We start from the raw sequence: 24,968 nt of genomic DNA, 5'->3' as shown, positions 1-24,968 counted from the left end.
CGGGTCTAGCGACAGCCGATCGTGGGCGCCGAGCCTGGCATCACTCGATAGACTGGCGCCTCGGTCACGCCGGCTGTCATGGGAATGACGCCCGCTCCGATATAGCTGCCGGGCGAATCGGGTTCGAGCGCCGAGGCGACGATGCCCGCCGCGGGCTGTGAGATGGGCACGAACAAAGCGCCTGCCGGCACGTCGATCATCTTGGTGCTCACGCGTACCCGCACCGATTGTTCAGGATTGATCGCCTCGCGCTTGGTATTCGCCCCGTTCGGCGCCACGTCGTAGGCCTCGACGGCGACGGACTTGGTGGCGGCCGTTGCGCAGGAATGCACTTCGTTCAAGGAAAGCCGGTCGGCAAGTCCACCGGCGTCGTGCAGTACCAGGTAGCCGCGAGGCCGGGTGCGGACATCGATGGGATGGATGTCGCGGCTGTCGACCAATTCGACCCTGGTCGGCCGCGACGCACCAGTTTGTGGATCGATCAACGGCAACGCGATCCGGCGCTCGCCCTCCTCGTGTGACACCACGAGGGCCCTGCGATCGCTCGCCGCCGCCTGCCGCGCCTCGGCAAGACGCCGGAGCAGGGTCCGGGGATCGGCCGCCGTCGTCCGCAGCACCGCTCGGGCCAGCAGATAGTGGGTGGCGACGCGGCGCTGATAGCTTTGCAGGCCTATGCCCACGCCTCGCGTTTCGATCAGGTAGGAGACACTGCCACGCAAGCCGAACGTGTTGCGCGCGATGCCGGGCGCGGTGCCGCCCAGAGACACGCGTTTGTCCTCTGGATCGGCGCTCGTCGTGAGGTAGTCATGCTGGACAAGGCCATTCTCACCGATAGCGGCTTCCAGAGCTGGCCGGTACAGGCCACGCTCGATCTCGGTGAGCGCCTTCGGGATCAAGGGATTGGTCGCCTCCAGGATCATGACGTCGGGCTGCTGCAGACCGCCGAACTTGTCGAGCCAGCGCCAGGCGACACTGAATTCGTGATGGTCGAAGACCACGTCGGGCGGCAGGGCCTGCATCGCGCGATGCAGGGCGCGGATCTCGGGCTGGCCGAGCAGCAGGTGGTCGCGATTAGGATCGGCGCCGCTTGCCAGCACGCGGCGGTCGGCGGCCGCCCCATCGACGTTGACGCGTGGCACGATCACCACGGTCACCTTCGACAGGAGCGGCGCCAGCTCGCCTTCGGCCAGCGCCGAGGCAAGAGCAAGCATCGCCTCGCCGCCCGCCGGTTCGTTGCCGTGCTGCTGACCGATCAGCCATACCACGGGACGGCCGAGCCGCCCGATCGCCGCGATATCCTCGAGCCCTTCGGCGGTGAAATAGAGAATCGGGATGTCTCGGCCCTGGCGCGACTGGCCGATGCTGCCGAGACGTACGCGACTCGGATCGCGAACCAGCGCCCTCAGGAAATCGAGCATCGCCGACTGGCTGGTAAGTGCCGGTTCGGACGCGCGGAAGGCCGGACTGTCGAGGCGCACACCCGGCACCCTGGGATAGTGTGCAAGCACCGCCGCGCTCTCGCGATAATCCGACGGCGCTCGCGGTCTTTCGGCCGGTTGGGCGGCAGCGGTACCGGGCAGCGCGAGGGCAGCCAGCACGAGTACCGAGACAGGAAAGTTCCGCATCGCCGTAGCTCCGTCGCCGCTACACCGTCTCGCCCGCGGCCCAGCCGGACGACCAGGCCCATTGGAAATTGTAGCCGCCCAACCACCCTGTGACGTCGACGGCTTCGCCGATGACGTAAAGGCCCGGCACCTTGCGCGCCTCCAGGGTGCGTGACGCCAATTCGGCGGTGTCGACCCCACCCAGGGTCACCTCGGCCTTCGCGTAACCCTCGGTGCCGGTCGGGACGAGGCGCCAGTCCTTAAGACGCTCGGCGACCGCCTCCAGCTCCTTGTCGCGATGCTCGCCGATCGCGCCGACGAACGCGAGGTGCTGGGCGAAACGTTGCGGCATCAATTCGGCCAAGATGGTACGCAACTCGGCCTTGGGCCGCACACGCTTGCGCTCCTTCAGGAGCGCAGCCGCATCGATTCCAGGCAAAAGGTCGATGCTGATCTCTTGTCCTTCGCGCCAGTAGGAAGAGATCTGCAGGATCGCAGGCCCCGACAGGCCGCGGTGCGTGAATAGCATGGCCTCGCGGAAAGTCGCCCGGCCGCAGCGTGCCATCACGTCCAACGACACGCCGCTCAATCCGGGCACGTCGACCGTCAGCGGAACCAGCGCCGGCCGCATCTCGGCGATGGCAAGGCCGAAGCGACGGGCGACGTCATGCGTGAAGCCGGTGGCGCCCATCTTGGGAATGGAGAGTCCACCGGTTGCTAGCACGACCGACGACGCCTCAAAATCACCCTTGTCGGTCCGCACCGAGAAGCGGTCCGATCTTTCGATGCTCCCGATGCGGTGCAAGACGCGTATATCGACGCCGCCGGCGGAACATTCCGAAAGCAGCATGGCCACGATTTGCCGCGCCGACCCATCGCAAAACAACTGACCGAGGGTCTTCTCGTGCCAGGCGATGCGATGCTTGTCGACCAAAGCGATGAAGTCGTGATGCGTATAGCGCGCCAGCGCCGACTTGCAGAAATGCGGATTGGCCGAGAGGAAGGCCTCGGGCCGGCTGTCGGCATTGGTGAAATTGCAGCGGCCGCCACCCGAGATCAGGATCTTCTTGCCGACCTTTTCGGCGTGCTCCAGCACGAGAACACGCCGGCCACGTTGGCCCGCACGCAGTGCGCACATGAGCCCGGCCGCGCCAGCGCCAACGACGATCACATCGAACAAGCAACGATTCACGCCCGCGCCTGACGGCATTCTATCTGCACGTCCGGAACGTCCGTGATCAGTTGCCTCACGTCAGGAACTCGCCGCCATTCACGTGGATCGTCTGACCGGTGATGAAAGTGCCTTCCGGCCCAACCAGCAACCGCACCATGGCAGCGATCTCATCCACGGTGCCGAAGCGCTTGAGGGGAATTGGCCGATTGAGCCTGCCTACGGGTGCGGGGCCCGCGGAGGCGCCGCGTGTCGTGTCGATGGCCCCGGGCGAGAGGGCGTTGCAGGTAATGCGATGCGGGGCGAGCTCGACGGCAAGTGCGCGCATCAGCCCTTCGAGACCGGCCTTTGAGGCCGAGACATGGCAGCGGTTGGGCGTCCCGACATGGGTCGAAATTCCCGACAGGGCGACAAAGGCACCGCCCCTGCCCTTGGCGACCATCTGCGGAACCAGGGCCCTGCCCAGCAGGAAAGCACCGTCGAGGGCGACCGCCAGGATCTCGCGCCACTCCTCGAACGACATGTCGAGAAACGATGTCTGCCGGCGGAGCCCGGCATTGCTCACCAGGATATCGGCGCCGCCCACCTTCTCCGCTTCGGCCGCGAGGCGTGGCGGCACATCGCGATCCGAGACGTCGCCCATCGCCGCCACAGCCTTGCCGCCAGCGCGCGAGATCTCGTCCACCACAGCGTCGACCGCTGCCTTGTCTCTGCGGCCGTTCACCAGGACGGTCGCACCGTCGCGGGCGAGGGCGAGCGCAATGGCGCGGCCGATATTCCTGCCGGCGCCGGTTACCAGCGCCACTCTGCCTTCCAAGGGAAGTGACATACGATCTCCTGTTCGAGACGCGCGACCCTAGCGGAGATCGACCGGCAAGACCAAGAACATGCTCATCTATCGGCGGGCCGCGCATGGCTGCCGTAGCGACGGGCGAAGGCGCGCGTGAATTCCGCGCCGAAGAGGAAGATCTGGGCGGAGTAGTAGATCCAGATCAGGAGGACGATCAGCGCGCCTGCCGCTCCATAGGACGAGCCGACGTTGCTTTGCCCAACATAGAAGGCGATGGCGTACTTTCCGCCTTCGAAGAGGACCGTCGAGACCAGAGCACCGACGCCCACGTCGCGCCAGGCGATCTCCGTGTCTGGCAGCACCTTGAACATCGCCGCGAACAGACCCGCGATCAGAAGGCCGGACATGAGGATGTCGGTTGTCTTCAGCACGGTCTCTGCGGCCGGAAACACCGCGCGCAGGTAGGCCGAAAGGCCGGCGAGCGCGGCACTGGCGGCCAGCGATACCATCAGGAGAAAGCCGGCCGTAACCACGAGGCCGAGACTGACGAGGCGGGCGCGCACCAGCCGAGAGAGAGTCGAATGGTGGCCTGGCGCTGCCTTCCAGATCCGGTTCATCGCCGCCTGGACTTCGCCGAACACGCCGGTCGTCGCGACAATCAGCACCACGATGCCGACCGCCGACGCGATCACACCCTCGCGCGGCCGGGCGGCGCTCTCGATCATCGTCTGCAGCGTCTCGGCCGTATCCCGGCCCATCAGGCCGCTGAGTTGCGCCACGATGGCGCCTTCGGCCGCCTGTCGACCGAATGCGAGGCCCGCGATCGCCACGACGACCAGCAGCACGGGCGCGATCGAAAAGAGCGTGAAATAGGCGATCGACGCCCCACGGCTCAGCGCATCGTCGGCAATGAAGCCGTCGACGGCGTCCCTAAGCAGCAGCCACCCGACGCGGATACGCCTCACGTCGCATCCACACCGGATGGCGGCGAGGAAGTCCGCCCATCCATGTCGACTCAACACGCAATGCGAAGAGTCGTTGCGGAGGCAGGGCTATCGGCATTGCACGCATGGATGCTGACACGGATATGCGACAGCCTCGGCGGGCCCGAACGTCAACTGGCGACGATGTACGCCTTGAGCGCCTCGGCCTCGACTTGCGTCTCGGTCAGGCGGGCCTTGACGACGTCGCCGATCGAGACCAGCCCCAACAATTCGCCATGCCGGATCACCGGGAGGTGCCGGAACCGGCCGCGCGTCATGATTGCCATGACCTGCTCGATCGTATCATCGGGGTCGCAACTCACGACATCGGTCGTCATGATCTCGCGCGCCTCCATCTCCAGCGCCGCGGCGCCGTGTTGCGCCATCCCGCGCACCAGATCCCGCTCCGAAACGATACCGACCACTTCATTCTCCCGAAGCACCAGCACCGAGCCGACGCGGCGGGTGCTGAGCTGCTCGGCTACCTGTGCGGCTGTCGTGCGCGGCGTCACGCTGAAGACGATGCCGCCCTTCTCGGCAAGAATGTCGGAGACGAACATGGCTTTCCCCTTTCCCATACCATCACGGGCAAAACGCAAACGCTATGGCGCCACGAGAGGCGGCGGGTCATAAACGCCTTATGGAGGATTCCCGCTCGGCTCTGGTGCTCTTCTCGGGCGGTCAGGATTCTACGACCTGCCTCGCCTGGGCGCTAGAACGCTTTCAGCATGTCGAGACGGTCGCGTTCGACTACCGGCAGAGGCATCGGGTCGAGCTCGACCAACGCCTTGTGGTGCTGCACGAGCTGCGGCGGCGGTTCCCGCAATGGGCCGGCCGCCTGGGCGAGGATCATATGGTCGACATGGCCGTCCTGGGGCAAATCAGCGAGACCTCGCTCACGCGCGATGTCGCCTTCGCGATGGAAAAGAGCGGGCTTCCCAATACCTTCGTGCCCGGGCGCAACCTCCTTTTCTTCACCTTTGCCGCGGCGATCGCATGGCGGCACAACCTCCGCAACCTGATCGGCGGCATGTGCGAGACCGACTATTCGGGCTATCCCGATTGCCGGGACAATACGGTGAAGGCCCTGCAGGTCGCCCTCAACCTCGGCATGGACGGAAACTTCGTGCTGCATACGCCGCTGATGTGGCTCGACAAGGCACAGACATGGGCGCTGGCTCATAGGCTTGGCGGCGACCCGCTGGTCGAGATTATACTCGACCATACGCACACCTGCTATCGCAGCGAGCGTGGGCCGCGTCATCCTTGGGGTCATGGCTGTGGCGAATGCCCCGCCTGCAGCCTCCGCAAGCGCGGCTACGAAACATGGGTGAAGGAGGCGGCCTAGACCAGCAGGCGCGCTGCCGAGCACTTACGCCGTCAGCCGATGCAACTCTTGCGTGAGGACCCTGCGCCGAGCGGGACTTGCACCGTTCCTGATATGCCGTCTTAATCCCGGAGCCGCCTCTTCTGGCGGCAGGGGAGAATCCGTTGATCAAATCGATTCTGGCGGTGTCCGAAGGCGGCCCCGACGCTACCATGTCCTTTCGTTTGGCAAGTCGGGTGGCAAGCATATTCGACGGTGCCGTCGATGCGCTGCACTTGGCGGTGGGTCTGGCCGGGGGTGTGGCGGGCGGCCTGGCGATGAGCGGCGAGGCGATGCCGCTGGTCATGAATCTCGATGACGAGCGGATGGCCGAACGCAAGAAGGAGAGCGAGCGGGCCTATCAGGAAGTCGTCGCCTCCATCAAGGGCGCGACCTTCACGGCGGCCGAGACGGCCACGCTCGACGCCATGGTCGCGATGGGCCGCTGCTCGGACGTCGTCGTCATCGGCCGTCCCGGCACGGATCCCGAGAATGTGGCGCCAGCGACGGTCGAGGCCGCCCTCTACGAGTGTGCGCGCCCCATCATGGTCGCGCCACCCGAGCCCGGCAACGGCGCCTTCGGTTCCGTCGTCGTGGCCTGGAATGCAAGCTTCCAGGCCGCCCGCGCCCTGCAGTACGCCCAACCCTTCCTCCATAAGGCGGTCAAGGTCACGCTGCTGGTCGTCGGCAGCAAGCCGGACGACGTTGGTGCGTCCTACCTTGCGCGCAACCTTGGGCGGCGGGGCATCGACGCGGCGATCGACGCCATCGATCCCGGCGCCGTGTCAGCGCGGGCGCGTGGCCGCAATCTCCTCAACTACACGCACGAAAAAGGAGCCGACCTTCTGGTGATGGGCGCGTATGGGCGCGGCCAGATGTTGACGTTCCTGGGACTGGGCGGCGCCACCGGCAAGGTGATCTCTTCCTGCCGGGTGCCGCTCCTGATGGCCCGCTAGGTGGCGCCGCGCCTCGCTGGCGGCCGCAGGCGAGATGCTGTGCGTCAGCGGGGCGGGTCATGTCGCGCTGCGTTCAGGGACAGGCGCCGGCTGCCTGGGTCACCACTTCCGAATCGGCGCAGGCGGTGCACGCGTTCCCATAGGTCTTGCGACTGCCGTCGCGGCGCACGCCGCATGCCGGACGATAGTCGCGAGTACACATTTGCGGCCGTGGATCGGCACAGGCGCCGCCGGCGACCGGCATCGACTCTTCGGCGAGCTCCGCCCTGGTCAGGAAGAACAGGAAGGGTTTGGGGCGATAGTCGCTGAGCGCGCCAATGATGGAGATCGTCGAGCCGACCGCCGGCAATGGACGCAACGGGTGCTCGAGCGCGATCTCGAGATCGACGGCATTGCGAGCCTGGTTCTCTTCCGACAAGGCCGCCTCGATGCGCTCGGACGCCGCCTTGATCACCTTGACCGGCAGCTTGAGGCGGGCGCCGTCCTGCTGCTTCTCGGTAATGGCTTTCCAGACCTTGTCGGCTGCCGCCTGGTTGTCCGGCGAGTCGCCGCGATGGGATAGGATGAACTCCCAGTCGTCGAACGAAAGAGAGCCGACATCGGTTTTTGCCGCCATGTAAACGGCGGTCTCGGCCGGCGACATCGCACGCGAGATCGAGTCGGCGAAGTCGTCGGGCGGCTTCTGCTCGCTCGCGACCCGTACCACCAGCTTGTCCCAGCCCTTGTCGCTGCCATGATAGTGGCTGTAGCGGGCGCGCGCATACTTCTCGATCTCGCCCGCCGCCGCCTCGTTCTTCGTCGAGCGGGCGATCGCGATCGCACGTGCTGCATACCAGAAGCCGAGCGCCTCGGTCGGTTTGCCCTCCAGCAGCGCGACGGCAAGCTGATAGGTATCGGGAAGGTTCGCAGCATCGACGTTGACCGCCTCGAGGAAGTGGCTGCGCGCCTTGTCGTAGTCCTTTTCCTGCAGCGCGGCGAAGCCCAGCGTGCCGTCGAAGACCGCAACGATCTGCATCTTCAGTCGCGTGAAGTCCGGCTCGGTCATCGCTGCCGGCTTCCGCCACTTCGGCAGCGCCGCCATGCCGTGGCGCGCCGCCTCCACTGCCGGCGCCAGCGCCTTGTCGTCCCCGGCCATCGCCTGGGTGCGGCCCGAGTAAGCGCGATTGGCAAGCGCACGCACGTTGTCGGGATCGAGCTGCAGCAGGCGGACCGCAATGGTGTCCGCCTTCGCGGGATTGTTGGCCGCCTGCCACGCGGCCATCGTCTGTTCGAAGGCCTCTACGCGCAGCACGCTGTACGGATACCAGGCCAGAAAGATTTCCAGCGCCTGCGCCCGCTTGGCGGGATCCTGGGTGTTCAGGGCGGCCAGGTAGTTCTTGTACTCCGCCGGATTCGTCATGCCCGGCGGCAGCGCCGACGTCTGTGAAGATGAAGACGGCGTGGTCGAGGAGGCAGGCGCCGACGGTTGCGCAAATGCCCCTGAGCCGATGCAAACAAGCGCCAGCGCCGCGGCAAGTGCCAGAAATCGGCTCGAGACCTGTCGTCCGACGTGGTTTGGGAGGGGAATGCGATCGCGAATTCTCATTGAGTCGGCATTACCGGGACCGTTGTCGAAAATAAGGCGGCGTCGACTCCCGTCGAGGACGCGGCCTCCGGCAATAGCGAGATATGCGCCCTTGCACCATCTCATAGTTGGCGTACCTGCTTCGTTCACGATTGCTCAACCTGCGACCGCAGCGCCGCATCATGGAGGGTCGTATCCTGACCCGGCGGCGGATGGCGTACGGCCTCTTCCAGGGTCGACGTCTGCTGCCATTCCCTGGAAGGGCGCGATTTGCCATCGGAGCCGATCTGGTCGACGCCCCAGTAGAGTTCGAGATGATGGCCATCCGGATCGAGGAACTCGACGGCGATCTGGCAGCCGGCGCGGCGCCGGCCTTCATAGACGATCTTCGTGCCGTGCGCCTTCAGATGATCGCGAGCCCTGAACACTTCCTCGAGTGTGGCGAGCTCGAAGGCAAGGTGATGCAGGCTCCTGTCCTTGGCGCCATCCTTGCCGCCCACGAGCGCCATACAATGATGGTCGCCGTTGCAGCGCAGGAATACCATGCCGCCCGGCATCATCGACCCCGGATAGATGTCGGACACCTTGAAGCCGAGCACGTCGGTGTAGAAGCGTCGCGAGCGCTCGAGGTCGGAAACGAAGACGACGGCATGTCCGATTTTGCGGACGGCGAATGGCGGGATCATGATACGAGCCTCCCGTGACGGAACCAGGACAGAGCGTCGTCCAGCCGATCGTCACCCCAGAACAGCTCTCGGCCGACAGCGAACGTCGGAGATCCGAAAATGCCGAGCTCGCGCGCCTCGTCTGTCGCCGCCTCGTACAACTCGACCACGTCGTCGCCGTTGGCCCGTTCGACACACCGTGCCGGATCCTGCCCGAGCTCGCGCAGGCTCGCCGACAGATTGGGCTCGCAGCCCGGTTCCTGGCCGTCGGCCAGCCAGCGGCGATAGCTCGCCATGGCATAGGCCTTTCCCCAGCCCTCCGCGAGGCCCAGCACGACAAGCCGATTGGCGAGATCGAATTCTTTCAACGGATATGGAGCCGGCACCTTGATCGGGAGGTGGTACATTGCAGCGCGTCGTTCGAGGTCGCGCCACATGTACGCGCTTTTCACCGGCTTGCCAGCAAAGGGAATGTTGTTCTGCTCGCGCATGATCGCCCGCACGCTGAAGGGCCGCCAGTCGAAGCGCACCCCTTCGGTCGACGCGACATGCTCGATCCGCGAGACGGACAGATAAGTGTAGGTACTGCCGGTCGAGAACCAGAAGTGGATCGCATCGTCCGCCATGGGCTACCTTTTCGCCAATTCGTCGGCCATCATGCCGTCAATCGAGCACAAGGGGGAAGATGGATGGCGGCCGCGCCCAACAGATTCACAGCCAGCACAGCCGTCAAACGCATGGCCGACAAGCGGCTCAAGGCCCGCGATCTGGTCGAGGCCTGCCTCGATCGCATCGAGGCACGCGAGGGCGAGGTCCATGCCTGGGAGGCCCTCGATCCCGAGGGGGCCCGCAAGCGGGCCGACCAGCTCGACAGGCGCAGCCGGCCGATCGGGCCGCTGCATGGTCTGCCGCTCGCGGTGAAGGACATCATCGCCACCAGGACGTTGCCCACCACCTGCGGCTCGCCGATCTATCGCGATCACGTCGTGGGCCAGGATGCCGCCTGCGTGACCCAGCTCGTGAAAGCGGGCGCCATCGTGCTCGGCAAGTCGGTGACCACCGAGTTTGCCGGCGCCCATGCCGGCAAGACCCACAACCCGCACAATCTGCGGCACACGCCGGCCGGCTCATCGTCGGGCTCGGCCGCGGCCGTCGCCGATTTCATGGCGCCGGTAGGATACGGCACGCAGACCGCCGGATCGGTGATCCGGCCCGGCGCATTCAACGGTGTCGTCGCCTATAAAGGCACATACGGCTGGGCCGACCTCTCGGGCGTCAAGCCTTACGCCAAGAGCCTCGATACGCTGGGCTTCTTCGTGCGCGAGGCCAACGACCTCGCGCTCATCCGCGCGGCCTACGGCCATGCTCCCGCCGACCCGCCGAGACGGGCGCCGCGCATCGGTCTTTGCCGCACGCTGTGGTGGGAGCAGGCCGACCGAGACAACAGGAAAAACATCGAGACGGCCGCGCGTTCCCTGCGCGCCGCGGGCGCTCGGGTTCGCGAATGGGAGATGCCGGAGAGCTGGCAGGCGCTGATGACGGCGCAGAACCGGATCATGACGAAGGAAGCGACCCAATCATACGGCGTCGAGCGGGCGCGCTTTCCGCATCTCCTGTCACCCAGCCTGACGCAATCCCTTGAGGTCGGCGATTCGGTCACGCGCGCGCAGCTTGCCGATGCAAAGAAGCGCAAGCGGCGTGCCCTCAAAGACCTCGCCGAAACCTGGGAGCGCTTCGACTTCCTGCTGACGCCGGCCGCCAAAGGCGAGGCGCCGGCGGGTCTCGGCAGCACCGGCGACCCGATGTTCAATCGCATCTGGACGCTGCTGGGCACGCCGTGCATCGCGCTGCCTTTCAATACCGGCGCGTTTGGCCTGCCGCTGTCGCTGCAGCTCGTCGGGCCGCTGCGCGGCGACGATCGGCTCATCGCCGGCGCACGGTGGGTGGAGCAGCACTTGTCGTGACGGTGAGGCTCGGCCTGATCGGCTACGGCGCCATCGGCAAGCATGTCGAGGCTGCTCGCCTCGACGATGTCGAACTGGTGTCCGTGCTGGTGAAACAGCCGCGCAACGACGGCCGGCTCACGCATGAGCCCGACCGGTTTTTCGCCAACCGCTTCGACGCCGTGGCCGAGTGCGCGGGCCACGAAGCTGTGCGGGCGCATGGGCAACGCGTGCTGGAAAGCGGCGCCGACCTGCTGGTTACCTCGGTCGGCGCCTTCACCGACAGCACCCTGCTCGATCGCCTCCTGGCCACTGCCAAAGCGAACGCCTGCCGACTGATCTTGCCGTCGGCCGGCATCGGCGCGCTCGACATCCTGAGCAGCGCCGCCGTGGGCGGCCTGGAGAGTGTCAGCGTCACGGTGCGCAAGGATCCTTCGGCCTTGAAGGGGACTATCGCCGAAAAGCTGATCGACCTCGACGCGTTCGAGAAGCCACATATCGTGTTCGACGGCCCGGTCCGCGAGGGCGCGCGGCTCTATCCGCAGAACGTGAACATTTCGGCAGCCGCCGCGATCGCGGGGCTCGGCCTCGACAGGACTCGGCTGGTGATCGTGGCCGATCCCACGATCGATACGCACATCGTCGAGCTCGAGGCCCATGGCTCGTTCGGCCGCTTCACCTTTCGGGAGGAGGTCGCCGTCAGCGAGGAGAACCGCAAGACCGGCAAACTGGTCGCGATGGCAATGGTGAAGTCCATCCGCCAGCTCGCCTCGCCGCTCGTCGTAGCGGCATGATGTGGTCTCGGTCAGCGCACTGTGATCAGGAGGTTGCCCAGCTCGTCCTGCCGCAACTTGTCCCCGGGTTCGACGACGGTGGTGCAATCGAGCTGTTCGAGGATCGCCGGCCCCTCGAATGAAGCGTCGAGCGGCAGCTTGTCGCGGGCATAGATCGGCGTCTGCCGCCAGCCGTCATTGAACCAAGCGCGCCGCTCACCGACTTGCGCCGCCTTCAAAGTTGGCGCGCGCTCCGACGCAGCCAGCAGGCCAAGGTCGATGTGCGGCCGCACACCGATCACCGCGGTGTGAAGGTTAACCAGCACCGGCGGGATCTCGCTGAGCTCGATGCCGAAGCGGCGCCAGTAGGCGGCGGCGAAAGCCTTGTGCAGTCCCTCGACGCCGAGATCGGACCGGTCGACGGCGACCGAGAGGATGTGGCTCTGCCCCTGAAACTGCATGTCGGCGCTATGAATCGCGCGCACCTCGCTGACCGGCACGCCCTCGCGCCCGATGGTCGCCTCGCCCTCCTGCCGCTGCTCGGCATAGATGCCGGCGATGGTGGCACTATCGATCGCCGACAGGGGCTTGTTCACCGTGCGCACGAAGTCGTGGCGCAGGTCGGCCACGACGCAACCCAGCGCGTTGGTGATGCCGGGCCGTGCCGGCACCAGCACTGTGGGGATGGCGAGCTCGCGGGCAAGTGCGCTCGCGTGCAAGGGCCCCGCCCCGCCGAAGGCAAAGAGCGCGAAATCGCGTGGATCGTGGCCGCGCGACAGCGAGACGAGGCGAATGGCGCCGGCCATGCGATCGTTGGCAATGCGGAGGATCGCGGCGGCTGCCGCCTCGGCGTCGAGGCCGAGCCGCTGACCCACCTTCTGTTCGGTCACCCGCCGCACGTGGTCGAGCGTCACCGGCTGGTCGACGCCTAGCAGATGATCCGGATTGAGCCGGCCCAGGATCAGGTTGGCATCGGTGATGGTTGGCTCGTCGCCGCCGCGGCCGTAGCAGATCGGCCCCGGCCGGGCACCGGCGCTTTCCGGCCCGACCCGCAACATGCCGGCGGCGTCCACCGAGGCGATCGAGCCGCCACCCGCGCCGATCGTATGCACGTCGACCATGGGCACATGGATGGGCATCGCATATTCGAGCTCGAGTTCGCCGGACACCTGAGGCACGGCATCCTCGATCAACCCGACATCCGTCGAGGTGCCGCCCATATCGTAGGTGATGAGGTTGGGCTGGCCCGAGACGCGACCGGTATAGGCGGCCGCCATCACACCCGAAGCCGGACCCGACATGACCGTGTTCACGGCCGCCCTGGCGATGAGCTGCGAGGAGATCGTGCCGCCATTGCCCTGCATGACCAGAATGTCGTGGTCGAAACCCTTGGCTGCGAGTTCGGTGCGCAGGCGCGAAAGGTAGCGATCGAGAATCGGCTGCACCGCGGCGTTCACCGCCGCCGTCACGCCACGCTCGAACTCACGGTACTCCGACAGGATCGCATGGCCGGCGGTGACATAGGCATTGGGCCACAGGCCGCGTACGATCTCCGCGGCACGCCGTTCATGCGCGGGATTGATGTAGCTGTGCAGGAAGTGGATCACCACGGCTTCGCAGTCTGCGGCCAGGAGCTTCTTCACCGCTTCGGCCACTGCCGCCTCGTCGAGCGACACCAGCACCTTTCCGTCGGCGTCCATGCGCTCGGGCACTTCGAGACGCAGCTCGCGCTCGATCACAGGATGGAACGTGCCCTTGAGTCCATAAGACTGTGGCCGGGTGCGACGGCCGAGTTCCAGCACGTCGCGGAAGCCCCTGGTCGTGATGAGCCCGACCCGGGCGATCTTGCGCTCGAGCAGGGCGTTGGTGGTGGTGGTCGTGCCATGCACGACCGCCTGCAGGCTGGCCGGATCGGTTCCGGCCGACTGCAGGGCCGCCATGAAGCCGATCGCCTGATTGTCGGTGGTCGATACCTTGGCAAGCCGTACCGCACCCGAAGTAGAATCGACGGCAAGAAGATCGGTGAACGTGCCACCGACATCGATGCCGACGGTGAAGGAACTCCTGGATAAGGACATGGTGATCAAACCGAAAGATACTGTTCGCGAAGGGCCGCGTCTGCCGCCAGTTCGGCCATCGTCCCGCCGAATCGGATTTGTCCTTTCTCGATGATGTAGGCGCGGTCGGCGACGGCTTGGCAAAAGTGGAGATTCTGCTCGGAAAGCAGCACCGACAATCCCTCGCTCTTCAGGGCGAGGATCGATTGCGCCATCTGCTCGACGATGATGGGCGCCAGGCCTTCTGACGGTTCATCGAGCATCACGCATCTGGGATTGCCCATCAGCGTACGGGCGATGGTAAGCATCTGCTGCTCGCCGCCTGACATGCTCCCGCCCGACCGAGCGCGCATGCGACCGAGGTTCGGGAACAGCGCGAAAAGCTTGTCCTCGGACCAGATCGGTGCGCCGTTGCGCGCCGGCTGACGGCCAACCGAGAGATTCTCCATCACCGTAAGCCCAGTGAAGATGCGGCGCTCCTCCGGCACGTAGCCCAGCCCCAGCCGGGCGATGCGGTAGGATGGCAAGCGGTCGATACGCTTGCCGGCAAAGCTCACCTCGCCCTTCGCCGGCGGCACCAGCCCCATGATCGTCTTCATCGCCGTCGACTTGCCCGCGCCGTTGCGACCGAGCAGTGCCACGACTTCGCCCGCCCCGGCGTCGAGCGACACGCCGTGCAGGATGTGCGCGCGTCCGTAGTAGGCATGCAGGTTCCTCGCGGAGAGCATCAATGCATGCCCCCGAGGTAGACGGCACGCACGTCCGCGTTGCGGCGCACCTCTTCCGGCCGGCCGCCGGCGATCAGGCGGCCGCGATCGAGCACGATGATGCGGTCGGCTTGACCAAACACCACGTCCATGTCGTGCTCCGTGAACAACACGGCAATCTTCTGCGCGCGCGCCAGCTTTGCCGCGAGCTCCATCAAGGCCACGCGTTCCCTGGGGGCCATGCCGGCGGTCGGCTCGTCCATCAGCAGGAGTCTCGGGCCATTGGCGAGCGCCATGGCAAGTTCGACGCGCTTCAAATCGCCATAGGCGAGCACCCCGCACGGCCGGTCGGCCTGGTCGAGCATCCCGACCTGCCCCAGAAGCGCGTCGGCTTCTGCCTTGAGCACCGTGCCGAACCGGGCCAGCAAGGCTCTGAGCTTGCCGGCATGCGAATAGAGTGCCATCTGCACATTCTCGCGAACGCTGAGCGAGGCAAACGTGGCCGTGATCTGGAAGGTGCGGCCGACACCCAGCCGCCAGATCGCGCGCGGGCTCAGGCCCACGACGTCACGACCACCGAGACGCACAAGGCCGCTGTCGGGCGCGAGCTGGCCGTTCAGCATGTTGAAACAGGTGCTCTTGCCCGCACCATTGGGACCGATCAGTGCCAGGAGTTCGCCGGCGGACACGGCAAACGACACGTCCTCCACCGCCTGCACGCCGCCGAACGCCTTGTGCAGTCCCTCGGCCTGAAGCACGGCCTCGTTCATGCGCTGCGTTCCTGCCAGCGACCGAGGAGAGCCTTCAGGCCGCCCACCAACCCTTGCGGGAACAGCACGACGATCAGCAGGATGACGAGACCGAAGACCGCGCGCCAGTAGTCCGTCTCGCGCGCCAGCAGATCGCGCAGCCACGTGAAGAGGCCGGCGCCCACGACCGGACCGGTCAGCGTCTCGACGCCGCCCAACAGCACCATCACCAGCCCGTCCGTCGATTGCGAGATCGAGGCGGCCGACGGCGAGATGCTGCCCTTGGAGAAGGCGAGCGCGACACCAGCCAGTCCAGCCATCCCGCCTGCCAGCACGAACGCGGCCCACTGGAAGCCACGCACATCGATGCCGATTGCCTCGGCGCGCAGAGGCGAATCGCGGGCCGCGCGCAGTGTATAGCCGAAGGGCGAGAACAAGACGCGCCACAGGAAGGCGACGCCGAGCCCGCAGAAAGCCATCGTCAGGTAGTAGTACGCGGTCTTGCCCGAGAGCCAGACGGCCGGCCAGATGCCGACCATGCCGTTGCTGCCTGCGGTGAGCGAATCCCACTGGAACACGATCGACCAGGTGATTTGAGCAAACGCAAGCGTCAGCATCGCAAGATAGACTCCGCTCAAGCGCACGCAGAACCAGCCGTAAAGAATGGCAAACCCCGCGGCGACGAACGGGGCCGAAACGAAGGCCACTTCCATCGGGAGGCCGGCGCGCTTCAACAGCACGGCGCCGGCATAGGCTCCGAGCCCGAAATAGGCGGCATGACCGAACGAGATCATGCCGGCCGGACCCATGATGAAATGAAGACTGACGGCGAACAGCGCAAAGCAGGCAATGTCGATGAGCAGTGCGGCGACGTAGTCGTCGCTCAGCAACGGCATGGCCAGAAGAAGCGCGATCCACGCCAGCGCCGTCGGCCAGCGCGGAGGCCCGAGCGGAGGCGGCACCGTGGCGGCAGCACGCACGACCACCGGCGGTTTGCCAAGCAGGCCGTAGGGCCGAAGCACCAAAACGACGCCCATAATGACGAACTCGACGACCAGCACGAGCCGAGAAAAATCGACGTCCAACGCGAAGAGCGAAACCGTGCCGATACCGATGCAGAGTGCCTTGGCCACGCCGATCAGGACAGCCGCGAGCAGAGCGCCCGGCAGGCTACCGAGGCCGCCGACCACGGTGACGACGAAAGCGTCGGCGATTACCGAGAGATCGAGATCGAGATTGGCGGGCTCGCGCGGGATCTGCAGCGCGCCACCGAACCCGGCCAGCGCCGCGCCGACGAAGAAGACGGAAGTGAAGAGCTTGGCCTGATCGACACCCAGCGCGCCCACCATCTCGCGATCCTGGGTCGCGGCGCGCACAAGCGCGCCCCAGCGCGTCCGTGCCAGCAGCAGCCACAAAAGGCCCAGCATGAGGGGACCGACTGCGATCAACAGCAGGTCGTAAGCTGGAATGCGCTTGCCCAGGATATCCACGGCCATGGTGAGCCCGGGCGCCCGCGGGCCAACGAGGTCTTCCGATCCCCAGGCATAGAGGGCCGCGTCCTTGACGATGAGCACGATGGCAAAGGTCGCAAGCAACTGGAAAAGCTCGGGTGCATGGTAGATGCGGCGCAGCACCAGCACTTCGATGACCACGCCGATCACGCCGACCGCCAGCGTCGCCAGGATGACGCCAGCCCAGAAGCCGAGCGGCGTGTGGCCCAGCGCCTGGATCAGGCTGTAAGCCGCGTAAAGGCCCAACATGTAGAGCGAACCATGCGCGAAATTGACGATGCGCGTGACGCCGAAGATCAGGGACAGGCCGGCCGACACCAGGAACAGCGACGAGGCGTCGGTCAGCCCGTTCAGGAACTGGATGAGGAGCGAGGGGAAAGTCACGTCGCGTTATGAGTACCGCCCGCATCCTGCGCGCCCGGGATGATGAGCGCGAAGGATGCGCGCGGTCCGGAAGACACTAGTTTGCCGGCCTCATCTTGGCGACCTCGGCGTCACCGGGCAGGACGTCCTTGCCGTCGACGAAGTGCCAGTCGGTCATGTAGCCCCTGCCGTCGCGGACGCCGATGCGCCCGACGAAGGCACCCATGGTCGATTGATGATCGATCGCACGGAACGTCACCGAACCAAATGGCGTGCCGACCTGAAGCCCGGTCATGGCGGCCACCAGCTTGTCCTGGTCGAGCGCGCCGGCTTTCCTGATCGCCGCCACCGCCGACATCACGACCGAATAACCGACGACCGAGCCGAGTCGCGGATAATCGTTGAACTTCGCCTTGTAGGCGTTGAAGAACTTCGTGTGCTCAGGCGTCTTGAGATCCTGCCAGGGATAACCCGTCACGTACCAGCCGACCGGCGCCTCATCCTTCAGCGGATCGAGGTATTCCGGCTCTCCGCCCAGCAGGTCGAACACGGCCACGTTCTTGAACAGGCTGCGCTCGCTGCCGGCACGCACGAACTTGGCGAGGTCGGCGCCGAACAGCGAGGAGAAGATCGCGTCAGGCTTGGCATCCGCCAATGCCTGCACAACTGCCCCCGCATCGATCTTGCCGAGGGGCGTCGCCTGCTCGGCGACGAATTCGACATCGGGCTGCTTCTCCTTCAGGAGCTTCTTGAAGGCGGCGGTGGCTGACTGGCCGTACTCGTAGTTCGGATAGACGATCGCCCATCGCTTCTTCTGGACCTTGACCGCGTCGGGAATGAGCATTGCGGTCTGCATATAGGTCGAAGGGCGCAGCCGGAACGTGTAGGCATTGCCCTGATCCCACACGATCTTGTCGGTGAGCGGCTCGCCGGCGATGAACAGCGTCTTCTTCTGCTTGGCGAAGTCAGCGACCGCCAGCCCGACATTGGAGGGAAAAGTGCCGATCAGAAAGGCGACCTTCTCGCGGCTCAGAAGCTCCTCGGCGGCGCGCACGGCGTCGGCCGGATTGCCGTTGTCGTCACGGCTCACGACCTCGATCTTGCGACCGAGCACGCCGCCTGCAGCATTGACCTCGTCGACCGCCAGCTCCATGCCTCTTTTGTAGGGATCGAGGAACGCAGCAAAGACCTTGTAGCTGTTGATCTCCCCCAGCTTGATCGGCTCCAGCGCAAAGGCGGGCGCAATGAACGACAAGGCGGCGAGCGCTGAGGCGCCAGCCAGCAGACGGTTACGAGTCAGCATGAAATCCCCTTCCTCACGCAAAGCTTCGCGACGCGAGCCTAGCGAGGTGGACCCGCAGACGACAAGCGGCCCGCCATGGTCGTGCGTCTCCGCGATGGTACTTCCCAAGCTTCACCACGTCGCTGCTCATTGCACGGCCTTTTTGCCGCCCCGACAGGGAGCTTCGATGCGCCAACGTCCCTGCAAGGACAGGGCTGCGCTGTCGATCAAGCCACAAAACCTGAGTCGCCGCGCCTCGGCGACGCCTCGCGCCAGGGCCTGGTCGAGCAACGGCGGGGGCAGTCTCCCGACCGCGACCGTCACCGGCAAGTCGAGCAAGTCGCTATCGGGGTCGAGCTCGCGCGCCGGCCGTCGGGCGACCGCCGGGTGATCGACGTTGATCGCGTTGGCGATCACCGTCGCGGCCGCGTCGGCAGCAGCCGCTGTCGATGCAAGGATCGTGGCGCTGTCGGCGATGCCGAGGGAGAAGGAACGGCCCCTCCAGCCCGAGGTGGCGATCCCCCGCACCGGCTGGTCGTGCGTAAGCTCGACGGCGCCGTCGAGGGCGCGGGCGAAGATGCCCGCCCGAAGGCTGTGCGGCGAACTCAGGTGGATGGCGATATCGCCGCCGTTGTTGACATAGGCCTTGTCGAGCGACCGCCCGGCGCACAAAGCCTGTATGACCTCGTCGGCTACCGCCCCAGCGACGGCAGCCATCGGCGTGATGAAGACTTCGCGATACGGCCACACCGCCTCGACCATGCGCCGCGCGACCGGCCCCCGTGGCAGCGGACAGGCGTCGCCCACGGGGCGCCGCAGCAGGGCGAGCTCGCCGACCAAGGTAGGGAGAACATCGCTGAAACGTTCGATGGCCTGACGATAGGCGGGCTCCACCTGGTCCGGCGCGCCGAAAGCCTCGATGATCAGGTCGATCGGCCCGTGCTGCAAATGCAGCCGCCCGTCGGGCAGACGCGCGGCGACGGCGCCGTTCAACTGCTGTCTCCGATGCGCACGCGCTGGCCGCGCAGCACGTCCTCGAGCGTCACGGCGCGCGAGGCGTAGCCGCCCAATGCGGCATAGTCGTCGGCTCGCAGGGTGAACTCGATCGGCGCCACCAGCGCCGGCGTGGGAACGTAGCCGAAGGACTTCTCGGGCATGCCGGCGACGTCGACCATCAGTGTGATGCCACCGCCCGGCCAGACGTAGGCCGGAACGCCGCCCAGCGTCACCTTGGTGAGCGTTTGACGCACCGAACGCGTCAGTCGCACCGGATTCTCCGTGACGCCGGCGCGCAGCGAGCCGCCGGCGCCGGCCATGAAGAGCACCGTGCAAAGTGCGGGCTCGCAGTTCTCGGCGATGCGCTCGACGACCAGCCGCACCGCCAGCGGCATCTCACGGGGCTGCGGCTTCAGTTCCCGGTCGAGCTCGAACCAGGCGGAATGCTCGCCGGTCGTCGAGACCATCAGCAGCCGCAGGCCGGCCCATGCCTGCCTGGGATCGATCTTCTCGATGATCTCCAACGGATTGCTGATGTGGGTGCCGCCCCAGCCCAGGCCTGGCTCGGCCACCTGGAAATAACGGCCCGGAGTGGATTTGCGGCCGCGCACGCGAATGCCGGCAGGCTTCATGTCGAGGAAGCGGCCTCCCTGATGCTCGGTCAGCACGCCGGTGATGTGATCGTCGACCACGATCACCTCGTCGACATGGTCCTTCCATTGCGGCGCGAACATGCCGATGGCGGCCGAGCCGCAGCCTACCCGCATGCGCTGCTCGCGCTGGCCGTTCACGACCGGCGGCTGGCCCGACTGGACTACGACGGTCGAGCCACCATCGATCGCCAGCTCAACGGCCTCGCGATTGCAGAGCGCCAGCAGCGCATCGCAGGTGACGACGCCCTCCTTCTTGCTGCCTCCGGTCAGGTGATGCACGCCGCCCAGCGACAGCATCTGCGAGCCGTATTCGGCCGTCGTCACGTGGCCCACCGCTTCGCCCTTGACCCGCACCGGGGCCTGTTCCGGACCGATATAGCGGTCGGTGTCGATTTTCACCTTCACGCCGCAATAGCTGAAGATGCCCTCGGTCACGACCGTGACCATGTCAACGCCCTCGTGCCTGGACGAGACGATGAACGGCGCCGGCTTGTAGTCAGGATAGGTCGTGGTGGCGCCAATGCCCGTCACGAAGGCGCCCTCGCCCCTTCCAAGGACGTTGGGCCCGAGCTCGCCGGGCCAGCTACTGCTGCCCTCGACGAACGCGACCCGGGCAAGATCGGGCTTGGCCAGCAGCACCAGCGGGTCGAGCCGCACCAGCTTGCCACCCTCGTTGGCATAGCGGTCGCAGGCGCCCGCGCGACCGGGCCGGATGCGGCACAGCACCGGGCAGGCATCGCACCGGATGATGCCGGCAGTTTGCTCAGCCTCGGTGAGCGCAAGCTCGTCGCTCATGCCCTGCTTCCCTTCGCTGCGACGATCGCCTCGCGCAAGCGGTGCGGCAACAAGGGCACGCGGTGCGCCCGTACACCGGTCGCATGGTGCACGGCGCCCAGTATCGCCGGCGCGGTCGGCACCAGGCCAGGCTCGCCCACCCCCTTGGCGCCCGACGGCCCCAGCGGCTCGCGATCCTCGATCAGGAGACACTCGATCTCCGGCATGTCGCCCACGGTCGGGATGAGATAGTCGTGCAGGTTCTCGGTGCGGCCGGGCACATACTCTTCCATCAGCGCGAGCCCCAATCCCTGCGCGATGCCGCCTTCGATCTGGCCTTCGACCAGCGTCGGATTGATCGCCTTGCCGACATCGTGCGCTGCCACGATGCGCAGGACCTTCACGGTCCCCAGATCGATATCGACTTCGACCATCGCCATCTGTGCGGCGAAGGCATAGGTGGCGTAGGGGACCCCCTGACCATCGGCATCGAGCAGCGTGGTCGGGGGATCAAACGATCCCTCACCCATCAGGGGACCGATCTTCGCAAGATCGAGGGCATGGACTTCCGCCCCGTCGCGTACCGTCAGGGTCGTGCCGTCGAGCGAAAGTCGGGCGTCGCCGCCGGCATTGGCCAGTCGCAGGATCTGCTGTCGAAGATCCCGCGCCGCCGCTTCAACCGCTCGGCCCGAAACGAAGGTCTGGCGCGAGGCCGAGGTCTTGCCGGCGTCGGCGGTGAGATCGGTGTCCCCGGATATCAGTGCGAACTGGGCTGCGGGCAGGCCCAGCGCATCGGCCGCGATCTGGGTCATGACGGTGTTGCTGCCCTGGCCGATATCGAGCGCGCCGTTGAAGAGCGTCAGCGTGCCATCGGCCGCCAGCCCTATCCTCATGCGCGAGGGATTCGACATCGAGGTGTTGCCGATGCCGTACCACATGCAGCCGATACCGACGCCGCGACGCCTCGGCCCGCCCGCAGCATTGAAAGCCGTGACCTCCTCAAGCGCGCTCCGCCAACGCGGGCGCAGCGCCTCCAGGCACTGCACCAGACCCGCCGAGTGTTCGAGTTTTTGCCCGGTCGCAGTGGTATCGCCCGCGCGCAGGGCGTTTCGATGCCGGAATTCCAGCCGATCGATGCCGAGCTGGTCCGCCAGCTCGTCCATCATCGCCTCGTGGGCGATCGCCGCCTGTGGCACGCCGAAACCGCGAAAGGCTCCCGCCGGCGGACCGTTGGTGAAAAACGCCTCGCCCCACGTGCGCACATTGGGCACCGCATAGGGACCCATGGCATGGACGGGCACGCGATTGGCCACGGTTGGCCCCCAGGATGCATAGGCACCGGTATCGAAGGTCGCCGTCACATCGCAGGCGACGAGCTTGCCGGTGGTGTCGCACCCGAATTTGGCCTTCACGCGCGCCGGATGGCGTTTGGTCGTGGCCGCCATGCTCTCCGGCCGGGTGTAAACCAGCGCCACCGGCCGCCCGAGCTTCCAGGCGGCGATGGCGATCAAGGGCTGGACCGAGAGATCGAGCTTGCCGCCAAAGCCGCCGCCACAGGCGGTCGGCACGATCCGCACGGCCTCGGCCGGCAGCCGCATGATGCTCGCGATTTCGTCGCGATCCATATAGGGCGTCTGGGTAGTGGCATGGATTTCAATCCGATCACCGACCCGCCGCGCCCAGCCGGCCTCCGGTTCGATATAGGCATGCTCGACGAACGAGGTCTCGAACATGCCTTCCGCCACAGCCGCACAGCACGAAAAAGCTGAAGCTGCGTCACCCCGCCTCACACCGCCTTCGAGCAGCAGGTTTCTGGGTTTGTCCGCCTGAACCAGGGGCGCATCGGGGGCGGTCGCGGCCTCGATTCCGACCAGCGGCGGTTCCGGCATCCAGGTGACGGGGACGTCCTCGTCCCGCAGGGCGAGGACCTCCGTACGGTCTCCGACCAAGGCCACCACAGCCTCGCCTCGATACCGAACCCTGCCATCGGCCAGAACGGGCTGATCCTTTATGTCAGGATAGATGCCGTAGCCGTTGAACGGGATGTCCACAGACGTCAGGACTGCGACAAGACGGGATCGCAGGGTGCCAAGATCTCCAAGCTTGAAGCAGGCGCGGGCATGGGGTGAGCGAACCACCCTGATCCACAGGGCGTCGGCGGGAATGGCATCCGCCCCGAACAGATCCCGGCCGGTGACCTTGGGCACGCCGTCGACGCGGGGGATCCGTGTTCCTACCGCCGCGCCAGCCGGCGGAGCCGCGATCGGAGTCGAGGCTTCCACCGCCAGCACCGCCTCGACGATCTTGCCGTAGCCGGTGCAGCGGCAAAGTACCCCGCCCAAGGCCTCCTCGACCTCGGCCCGGTTGGGTCGCGGTCGACGGCCCAGCAGATCGTGCGCCGCCATCAACATGCCGGGCGTGCAGATGCCGCACTGCGCAGCGCCCTGCGCCAGAAACGACTCTTGCAGCGCAGCGAGCGTCCCGCCCTCGGCGATCAGACCTTCGACCGTCTCGACAGTACGGCCGTCCATCTGGCCCATCGCGATAAGACAGGAGCATACCTGCCGACCGTCGAGCCGCACCGTGCAGGCACCGCAGTCGCCGGCGTCGCAGCCGATCTTGGTGCCGGTCCGCCCAAGGTCGTCGCGCAAGGCCACCGCAAGCCGTGTTGCCGGCAAGCCACACCAATCGACCTTTCGACCGTTCAGGGTGAAAGCAAGCCTCACGACGCGACCCCGGCCAGAAGTCGCCGCAACAATGTAACGGTGGCGTCGAGACGATAGGCGGCGCTGCCTCGCACATCGTCGATCGGCGCCAGCGGAGCAAGATGATCACTTTCAACCCTGTCGGCGAGACGCGCATCGAGTGGCACACCGGCGAGCGCGGCCTCGAGCATCGGCAAACGTTGCGCTACGGCCGAGCACGAGCCGACAGCGACACGCACCGTCCGCACACGATCCTCTGCGATCTCGAGTGTGATTGCGGCCATGACGATGGAGATCACGAGATAGCGTCGTGCGCCCAACTTCAAGAAGGAACTGCACGCTCTGGTTGCATGCTTGGGAACGTGGATCGCGATCAGAAGCTCGTCGGACTCCAACTGCGTGCGGCGATTGCCGACGATGAATTGGGAAAGCGGAAGCCGGCGCACCTTGCTGCGATTTGCCAACTCCACCTCCGCATCGAGCGCAAGCAAAGGCGGCACGCCATCCGCCGCGGGCGATGCGTTGCAAAGGTTGCCCGCGAGCGTGCCGGCATTCTGGATCTGGCGTCCGCCGACTTCGCGGGCGGCTTGTCTGAGGGCGTCGAACAGCGGTGGAAGATCGGCTTCGAGGAGTTCGCTCCAGGTCGTCGTGGCGCCCAGTCGCCATCCGGCGCCATCGCTGGAAATGCCGCGTAACGTCTTGATTCGACTGATATCCAGGATGTCCTCGTCGACCAACCGCCCGACCCGCGCCGGGTAAAAGTCGGTGCCGCCGGCCAGCACCGTACAGGGCCGGGCCAGAGCCTCTAACGCCTCCTCGAGGCAGGCAGGTTGGCGGTAGTCACCCATATCGTTCGTGTACGTACGATGACCACGGAGCTCGTGGGAGTCAAACGGTTCGGTGTCTTCAAACGATCCTGGAAAGAAGCTCGAGGAGCTGGCGCTGCTCGGTCACGTTCAGCGGCTTCAACGTCTCGCGCGACACCGCCGGGCCGTTCAGCAGCAACTTGTTAACGATGCGCTGACCTTCGGTGGTGAGGCTGAGCAGCGTGCGCCGCGCATCTCCGGGATCGGGGCGTGAGTCGACAAGCCCTCTCTCTTTCAACCGACGAACGACACCCTGCATCGTCGCCTTGTCCATGCCGACCAGTCGGCCGAGCAGATTCTGCGACAGCTCGGTGTACTCGTTCAGCTTCACCATGCTGGAGTACTGAGTCGGCGTGATGTTGGGATCGCCGATGGTCACCTGGAAGATGGCGCTGGCCCGCTGGTGCGCGCGCCTCAGCAGATATCCGATTTGATCTTCGATGCGGTAGGGTCTGGATGCCGGGCTCGTTGCCGGCTTCGGCTCTTGCTG

General features: G+C 66.1%; 22 protein-coding genes. 4 read left to right on the top strand and 18 right to left on the bottom strand.

Features of this window, described 5'->3' with window-relative positions:
- Positions 1-5 precede the first annotated feature (5 nt).
- From VH499_RS10695 to VH499_RS10675, 5 genes are all read right to left on the bottom strand, one after another.
- Positions 6-1,625 carry a M14 family metallocarboxypeptidase gene (locus tag VH499_RS10695; protein ID WP_332052713.1) on the bottom strand — a complete coding sequence of 540 codons (1,620 nt, stop codon included), beginning with the start codon at positions 1,623-1,625 and terminating at the stop codon, positions 6-8.
- A gap of 19 nt (positions 1,626-1,644) precedes the next feature.
- Complete coding sequence (locus VH499_RS10690) at positions 1,645-2,796, bottom strand: NAD(P)/FAD-dependent oxidoreductase (RefSeq protein WP_332052712.1); 1,152 nt, start codon at positions 2,794-2,796, stop codon at positions 1,645-1,647.
- Positions 2,797-2,851: 55 nt separating this feature from the next.
- Positions 2,852-3,604, bottom strand: coding sequence for an SDR family NAD(P)-dependent oxidoreductase (locus VH499_RS10685; RefSeq protein WP_332052711.1), 753 nt, complete (start codon positions 3,602-3,604; stop codon positions 2,852-2,854).
- 62 nt (positions 3,605-3,666) lie between these two features.
- Positions 3,667-4,530 carry a YihY/virulence factor BrkB family protein gene (locus tag VH499_RS10680; protein ID WP_332052710.1) on the bottom strand — a complete coding sequence of 288 codons (864 nt, stop codon included), beginning with the start codon at positions 4,528-4,530 and terminating at the stop codon, positions 3,667-3,669.
- A 149-nt stretch (positions 4,531-4,679) separates the two neighbouring features.
- On the bottom strand, positions 4,680-5,108 hold the full coding sequence (locus VH499_RS10675) for a CBS domain-containing protein (protein WP_332052709.1): 429 nt from the start codon (positions 5,106-5,108) through the stop codon (positions 4,680-4,682).
- A gap of 80 nt (positions 5,109-5,188) precedes the next feature.
- Between VH499_RS10675 and queC the strand changes: the two genes are divergently transcribed.
- Positions 5,189-5,896: a 7-cyano-7-deazaguanine synthase QueC gene (queC, locus tag VH499_RS10670; RefSeq protein WP_332052708.1), complete on the top strand. Its 708-nt coding sequence runs from the start codon at positions 5,189-5,191 to the stop codon at positions 5,894-5,896.
- Positions 5,897-6,039: 143 nt separating this feature from the next.
- Positions 6,040-6,870, top strand: coding sequence for a universal stress protein (locus VH499_RS10665; RefSeq protein WP_332052707.1), 831 nt, complete (start codon positions 6,040-6,042; stop codon positions 6,868-6,870).
- A 73-nt stretch (positions 6,871-6,943) separates the two neighbouring features.
- Here the strand turns inward: VH499_RS10665 and VH499_RS10660 are convergent, their stop codons facing one another.
- The 3 genes from VH499_RS10660 to VH499_RS10650 all read right to left on the bottom strand — a co-directional run bounded on the left by VH499_RS10660 (position 6,944) and on the right by VH499_RS10650 (position 9,725).
- Positions 6,944-8,269, bottom strand: coding sequence for a hypothetical protein (locus VH499_RS10660; protein WP_332052706.1), 1,326 nt, complete (start codon positions 8,267-8,269; stop codon positions 6,944-6,946).
- Between the two features lie 311 nt (positions 8,270-8,580).
- Positions 8,581-9,120, bottom strand: coding sequence for a VOC family protein (locus VH499_RS10655; RefSeq protein ID WP_332052705.1), 540 nt, complete (start codon positions 9,118-9,120; stop codon positions 8,581-8,583).
- Positions 9,117-9,725, bottom strand: coding sequence for a 2-hydroxychromene-2-carboxylate isomerase (locus VH499_RS10650; protein ID WP_332052704.1), 609 nt, complete (start codon positions 9,723-9,725; stop codon positions 9,117-9,119). Before VH499_RS10650 ends, VH499_RS10655 begins: the two co-directional genes overlap by 4 nt.
- A gap of 111 nt (positions 9,726-9,836) precedes the next feature.
- On the opposite strand from VH499_RS10650, the gene VH499_RS10645 reads away from it, so the two are divergent.
- Both VH499_RS10645 and VH499_RS10640 read left to right on the top strand, forming a co-directional pair.
- Entirely contained in the window at positions 9,837-11,063 is a 1,227-nt protein-coding gene (locus tag VH499_RS10645) for an amidase (protein WP_332052703.1), read from the top strand.
- On the top strand, positions 11,060-11,836 hold the full coding sequence (locus tag VH499_RS10640; RefSeq protein WP_332052702.1) for an aspartate dehydrogenase: 777 nt from the start codon (positions 11,060-11,062) through the stop codon (positions 11,834-11,836). The genes VH499_RS10645 and VH499_RS10640 overlap by 4 nt, the downstream gene beginning before the upstream one ends.
- A gap of 11 nt (positions 11,837-11,847) precedes the next feature.
- Here the strand turns inward: VH499_RS10640 and VH499_RS10635 are convergent, their stop codons facing one another.
- From VH499_RS10635 to VH499_RS10590, 10 genes are all read right to left on the bottom strand, one after another.
- Positions 11,848-13,893, bottom strand: coding sequence for a hydantoinase/oxoprolinase family protein (locus VH499_RS10635; RefSeq protein ID WP_332052701.1), 2,046 nt, complete (start codon positions 13,891-13,893; stop codon positions 11,848-11,850).
- A 5-nt stretch (positions 13,894-13,898) separates the two neighbouring features.
- Positions 13,899-14,603, bottom strand: a complete 705-nt coding sequence (locus tag VH499_RS10630; RefSeq protein WP_332052700.1) for an ABC transporter ATP-binding protein — start codon at positions 14,601-14,603, stop codon at positions 13,899-13,901.
- Entirely contained in the window at positions 14,600-15,349 is a 750-nt protein-coding gene (locus VH499_RS10625; protein ID WP_332052699.1) for an ABC transporter ATP-binding protein, read from the bottom strand. Before VH499_RS10625 ends, VH499_RS10630 begins: the two co-directional genes overlap by 4 nt.
- Entirely contained in the window at positions 15,346-17,223 is a 1,878-nt protein-coding gene (locus VH499_RS10620) for an ABC transporter permease (protein ID WP_332052698.1), read from the bottom strand. The genes VH499_RS10625 and VH499_RS10620 overlap by 4 nt, the downstream gene beginning before the upstream one ends.
- 76 nt (positions 17,224-17,299) lie before the next feature.
- The gene (locus tag VH499_RS10615) at positions 17,300-18,505 is read right to left on the bottom strand and encodes an ABC transporter substrate-binding protein (protein ID WP_332052697.1); all 1,206 of its coding nucleotides are present in this window, start codon (positions 18,503-18,505) and stop codon (positions 17,300-17,302) included.
- Positions 18,506-18,631: 126 nt separating this feature from the next.
- Positions 18,632-19,477 carry a UPF0280 family protein gene (locus tag VH499_RS10610; RefSeq protein WP_332052696.1) on the bottom strand — a complete coding sequence of 282 codons (846 nt, stop codon included), beginning with the start codon at positions 19,475-19,477 and terminating at the stop codon, positions 18,632-18,634.
- Positions 19,474-20,928: a 6-hydroxynicotinate reductase gene (locus VH499_RS10605; RefSeq protein WP_332052695.1), complete on the bottom strand. Its 1,455-nt coding sequence runs from the start codon at positions 20,926-20,928 to the stop codon at positions 19,474-19,476. The genes VH499_RS10610 and VH499_RS10605 overlap by 4 nt, the downstream gene beginning before the upstream one ends.
- Positions 20,925-23,633, bottom strand: a complete 2,709-nt coding sequence (locus VH499_RS10600) for a molybdopterin-dependent oxidoreductase (RefSeq protein ID WP_332052694.1) — start codon at positions 23,631-23,633, stop codon at positions 20,925-20,927. The genes VH499_RS10605 and VH499_RS10600 overlap by 4 nt, the downstream gene beginning before the upstream one ends.
- Positions 23,630-24,460 carry a xanthine dehydrogenase family protein subunit M gene (locus VH499_RS10595; protein ID WP_332052693.1) on the bottom strand — a complete coding sequence of 277 codons (831 nt, stop codon included), beginning with the start codon at positions 24,458-24,460 and terminating at the stop codon, positions 23,630-23,632. Before VH499_RS10595 ends, VH499_RS10600 begins: the two co-directional genes overlap by 4 nt.
- A 58-nt stretch (positions 24,461-24,518) precedes the next feature.
- On the bottom strand, positions 24,519-24,968 hold a 450-nt coding region (locus tag VH499_RS10590; RefSeq protein ID WP_332052692.1), incomplete at its 5' end, for a MarR family winged helix-turn-helix transcriptional regulator.

It is taken from the genome of Reyranella sp. (assembly GCF_036558665.1).
Taxonomy (GTDB): domain Bacteria; phylum Pseudomonadota; class Alphaproteobacteria; order Reyranellales; family Reyranellaceae; genus Reyranella.
The sequence above is the reverse complement of the archived record's forward strand: the minus strand, read 5'-3'. Positions and strand labels throughout refer to the sequence as shown.

Bases quoted from the DNA above. Each gene is read 5' to 3' on its own strand.
- VH499_RS10650 (WP_332052704.1), bottom strand. From the start codon at position 9,725: ATGGCGGACGATGCGATCCACTTCTGGTTCTCGACCGGCAGTACCTAC.
- queC (WP_332052708.1), top strand. From the start codon at position 5,189: ATGGAGGATTCCCGCTCGGCTCTGGTGCTCTTCTCGGGCGGTCAGGAT.
- VH499_RS10655 (WP_332052705.1), bottom strand. From the start codon at position 9,120: ATGATCCCGCCATTCGCCGTCCGCAAAATCGGACATGCCGTCGTCTTC.
- VH499_RS10605 (WP_332052695.1), bottom strand. From the start codon at position 20,928: ATGAGCGACGAGCTTGCGCTCACCGAGGCTGAGCAAACTGCCGGCATC.
- VH499_RS10625 (WP_332052699.1), bottom strand. From the start codon at position 15,349: ATGAACGAGGCCGTGCTTCAGGCCGAGGGACTGCACAAGGCGTTCGGC.
- VH499_RS10685 (WP_332052711.1), bottom strand. From the start codon at position 3,604: ATGTCACTTCCCTTGGAAGGCAGAGTGGCGCTGGTAACCGGCGCCGGC.
- VH499_RS10675 (WP_332052709.1), bottom strand. From the start codon at position 5,108: ATGTTCGTCTCCGACATTCTTGCCGAGAAGGGCGGCATCGTCTTCAGC.
- VH499_RS10695 (WP_332052713.1), bottom strand. From the start codon at position 1,625: ATGCGGAACTTTCCTGTCTCGGTACTCGTGCTGGCTGCCCTCGCGCTG.
- VH499_RS10645 (WP_332052703.1), top strand. From the start codon at position 9,837: ATGGCCGACAAGCGGCTCAAGGCCCGCGATCTGGTCGAGGCCTGCCTC.
- VH499_RS10660 (WP_332052706.1), bottom strand. From the start codon at position 8,269: ATGACGAATCCGGCGGAGTACAAGAACTACCTGGCCGCCCTGAACACC.
- VH499_RS10595 (WP_332052693.1), bottom strand. From the start codon at position 24,460: ATGGGTGACTACCGCCAACCTGCCTGCCTCGAGGAGGCGTTAGAGGCT.
- VH499_RS10615 (WP_332052697.1), bottom strand. From the start codon at position 18,505: ATGCTGACTCGTAACCGTCTGCTGGCTGGCGCCTCAGCGCTCGCCGCC.
- VH499_RS10635 (WP_332052701.1), bottom strand. From the start codon at position 13,893: ATGTCCTTATCCAGGAGTTCCTTCACCGTCGGCATCGATGTCGGTGGC.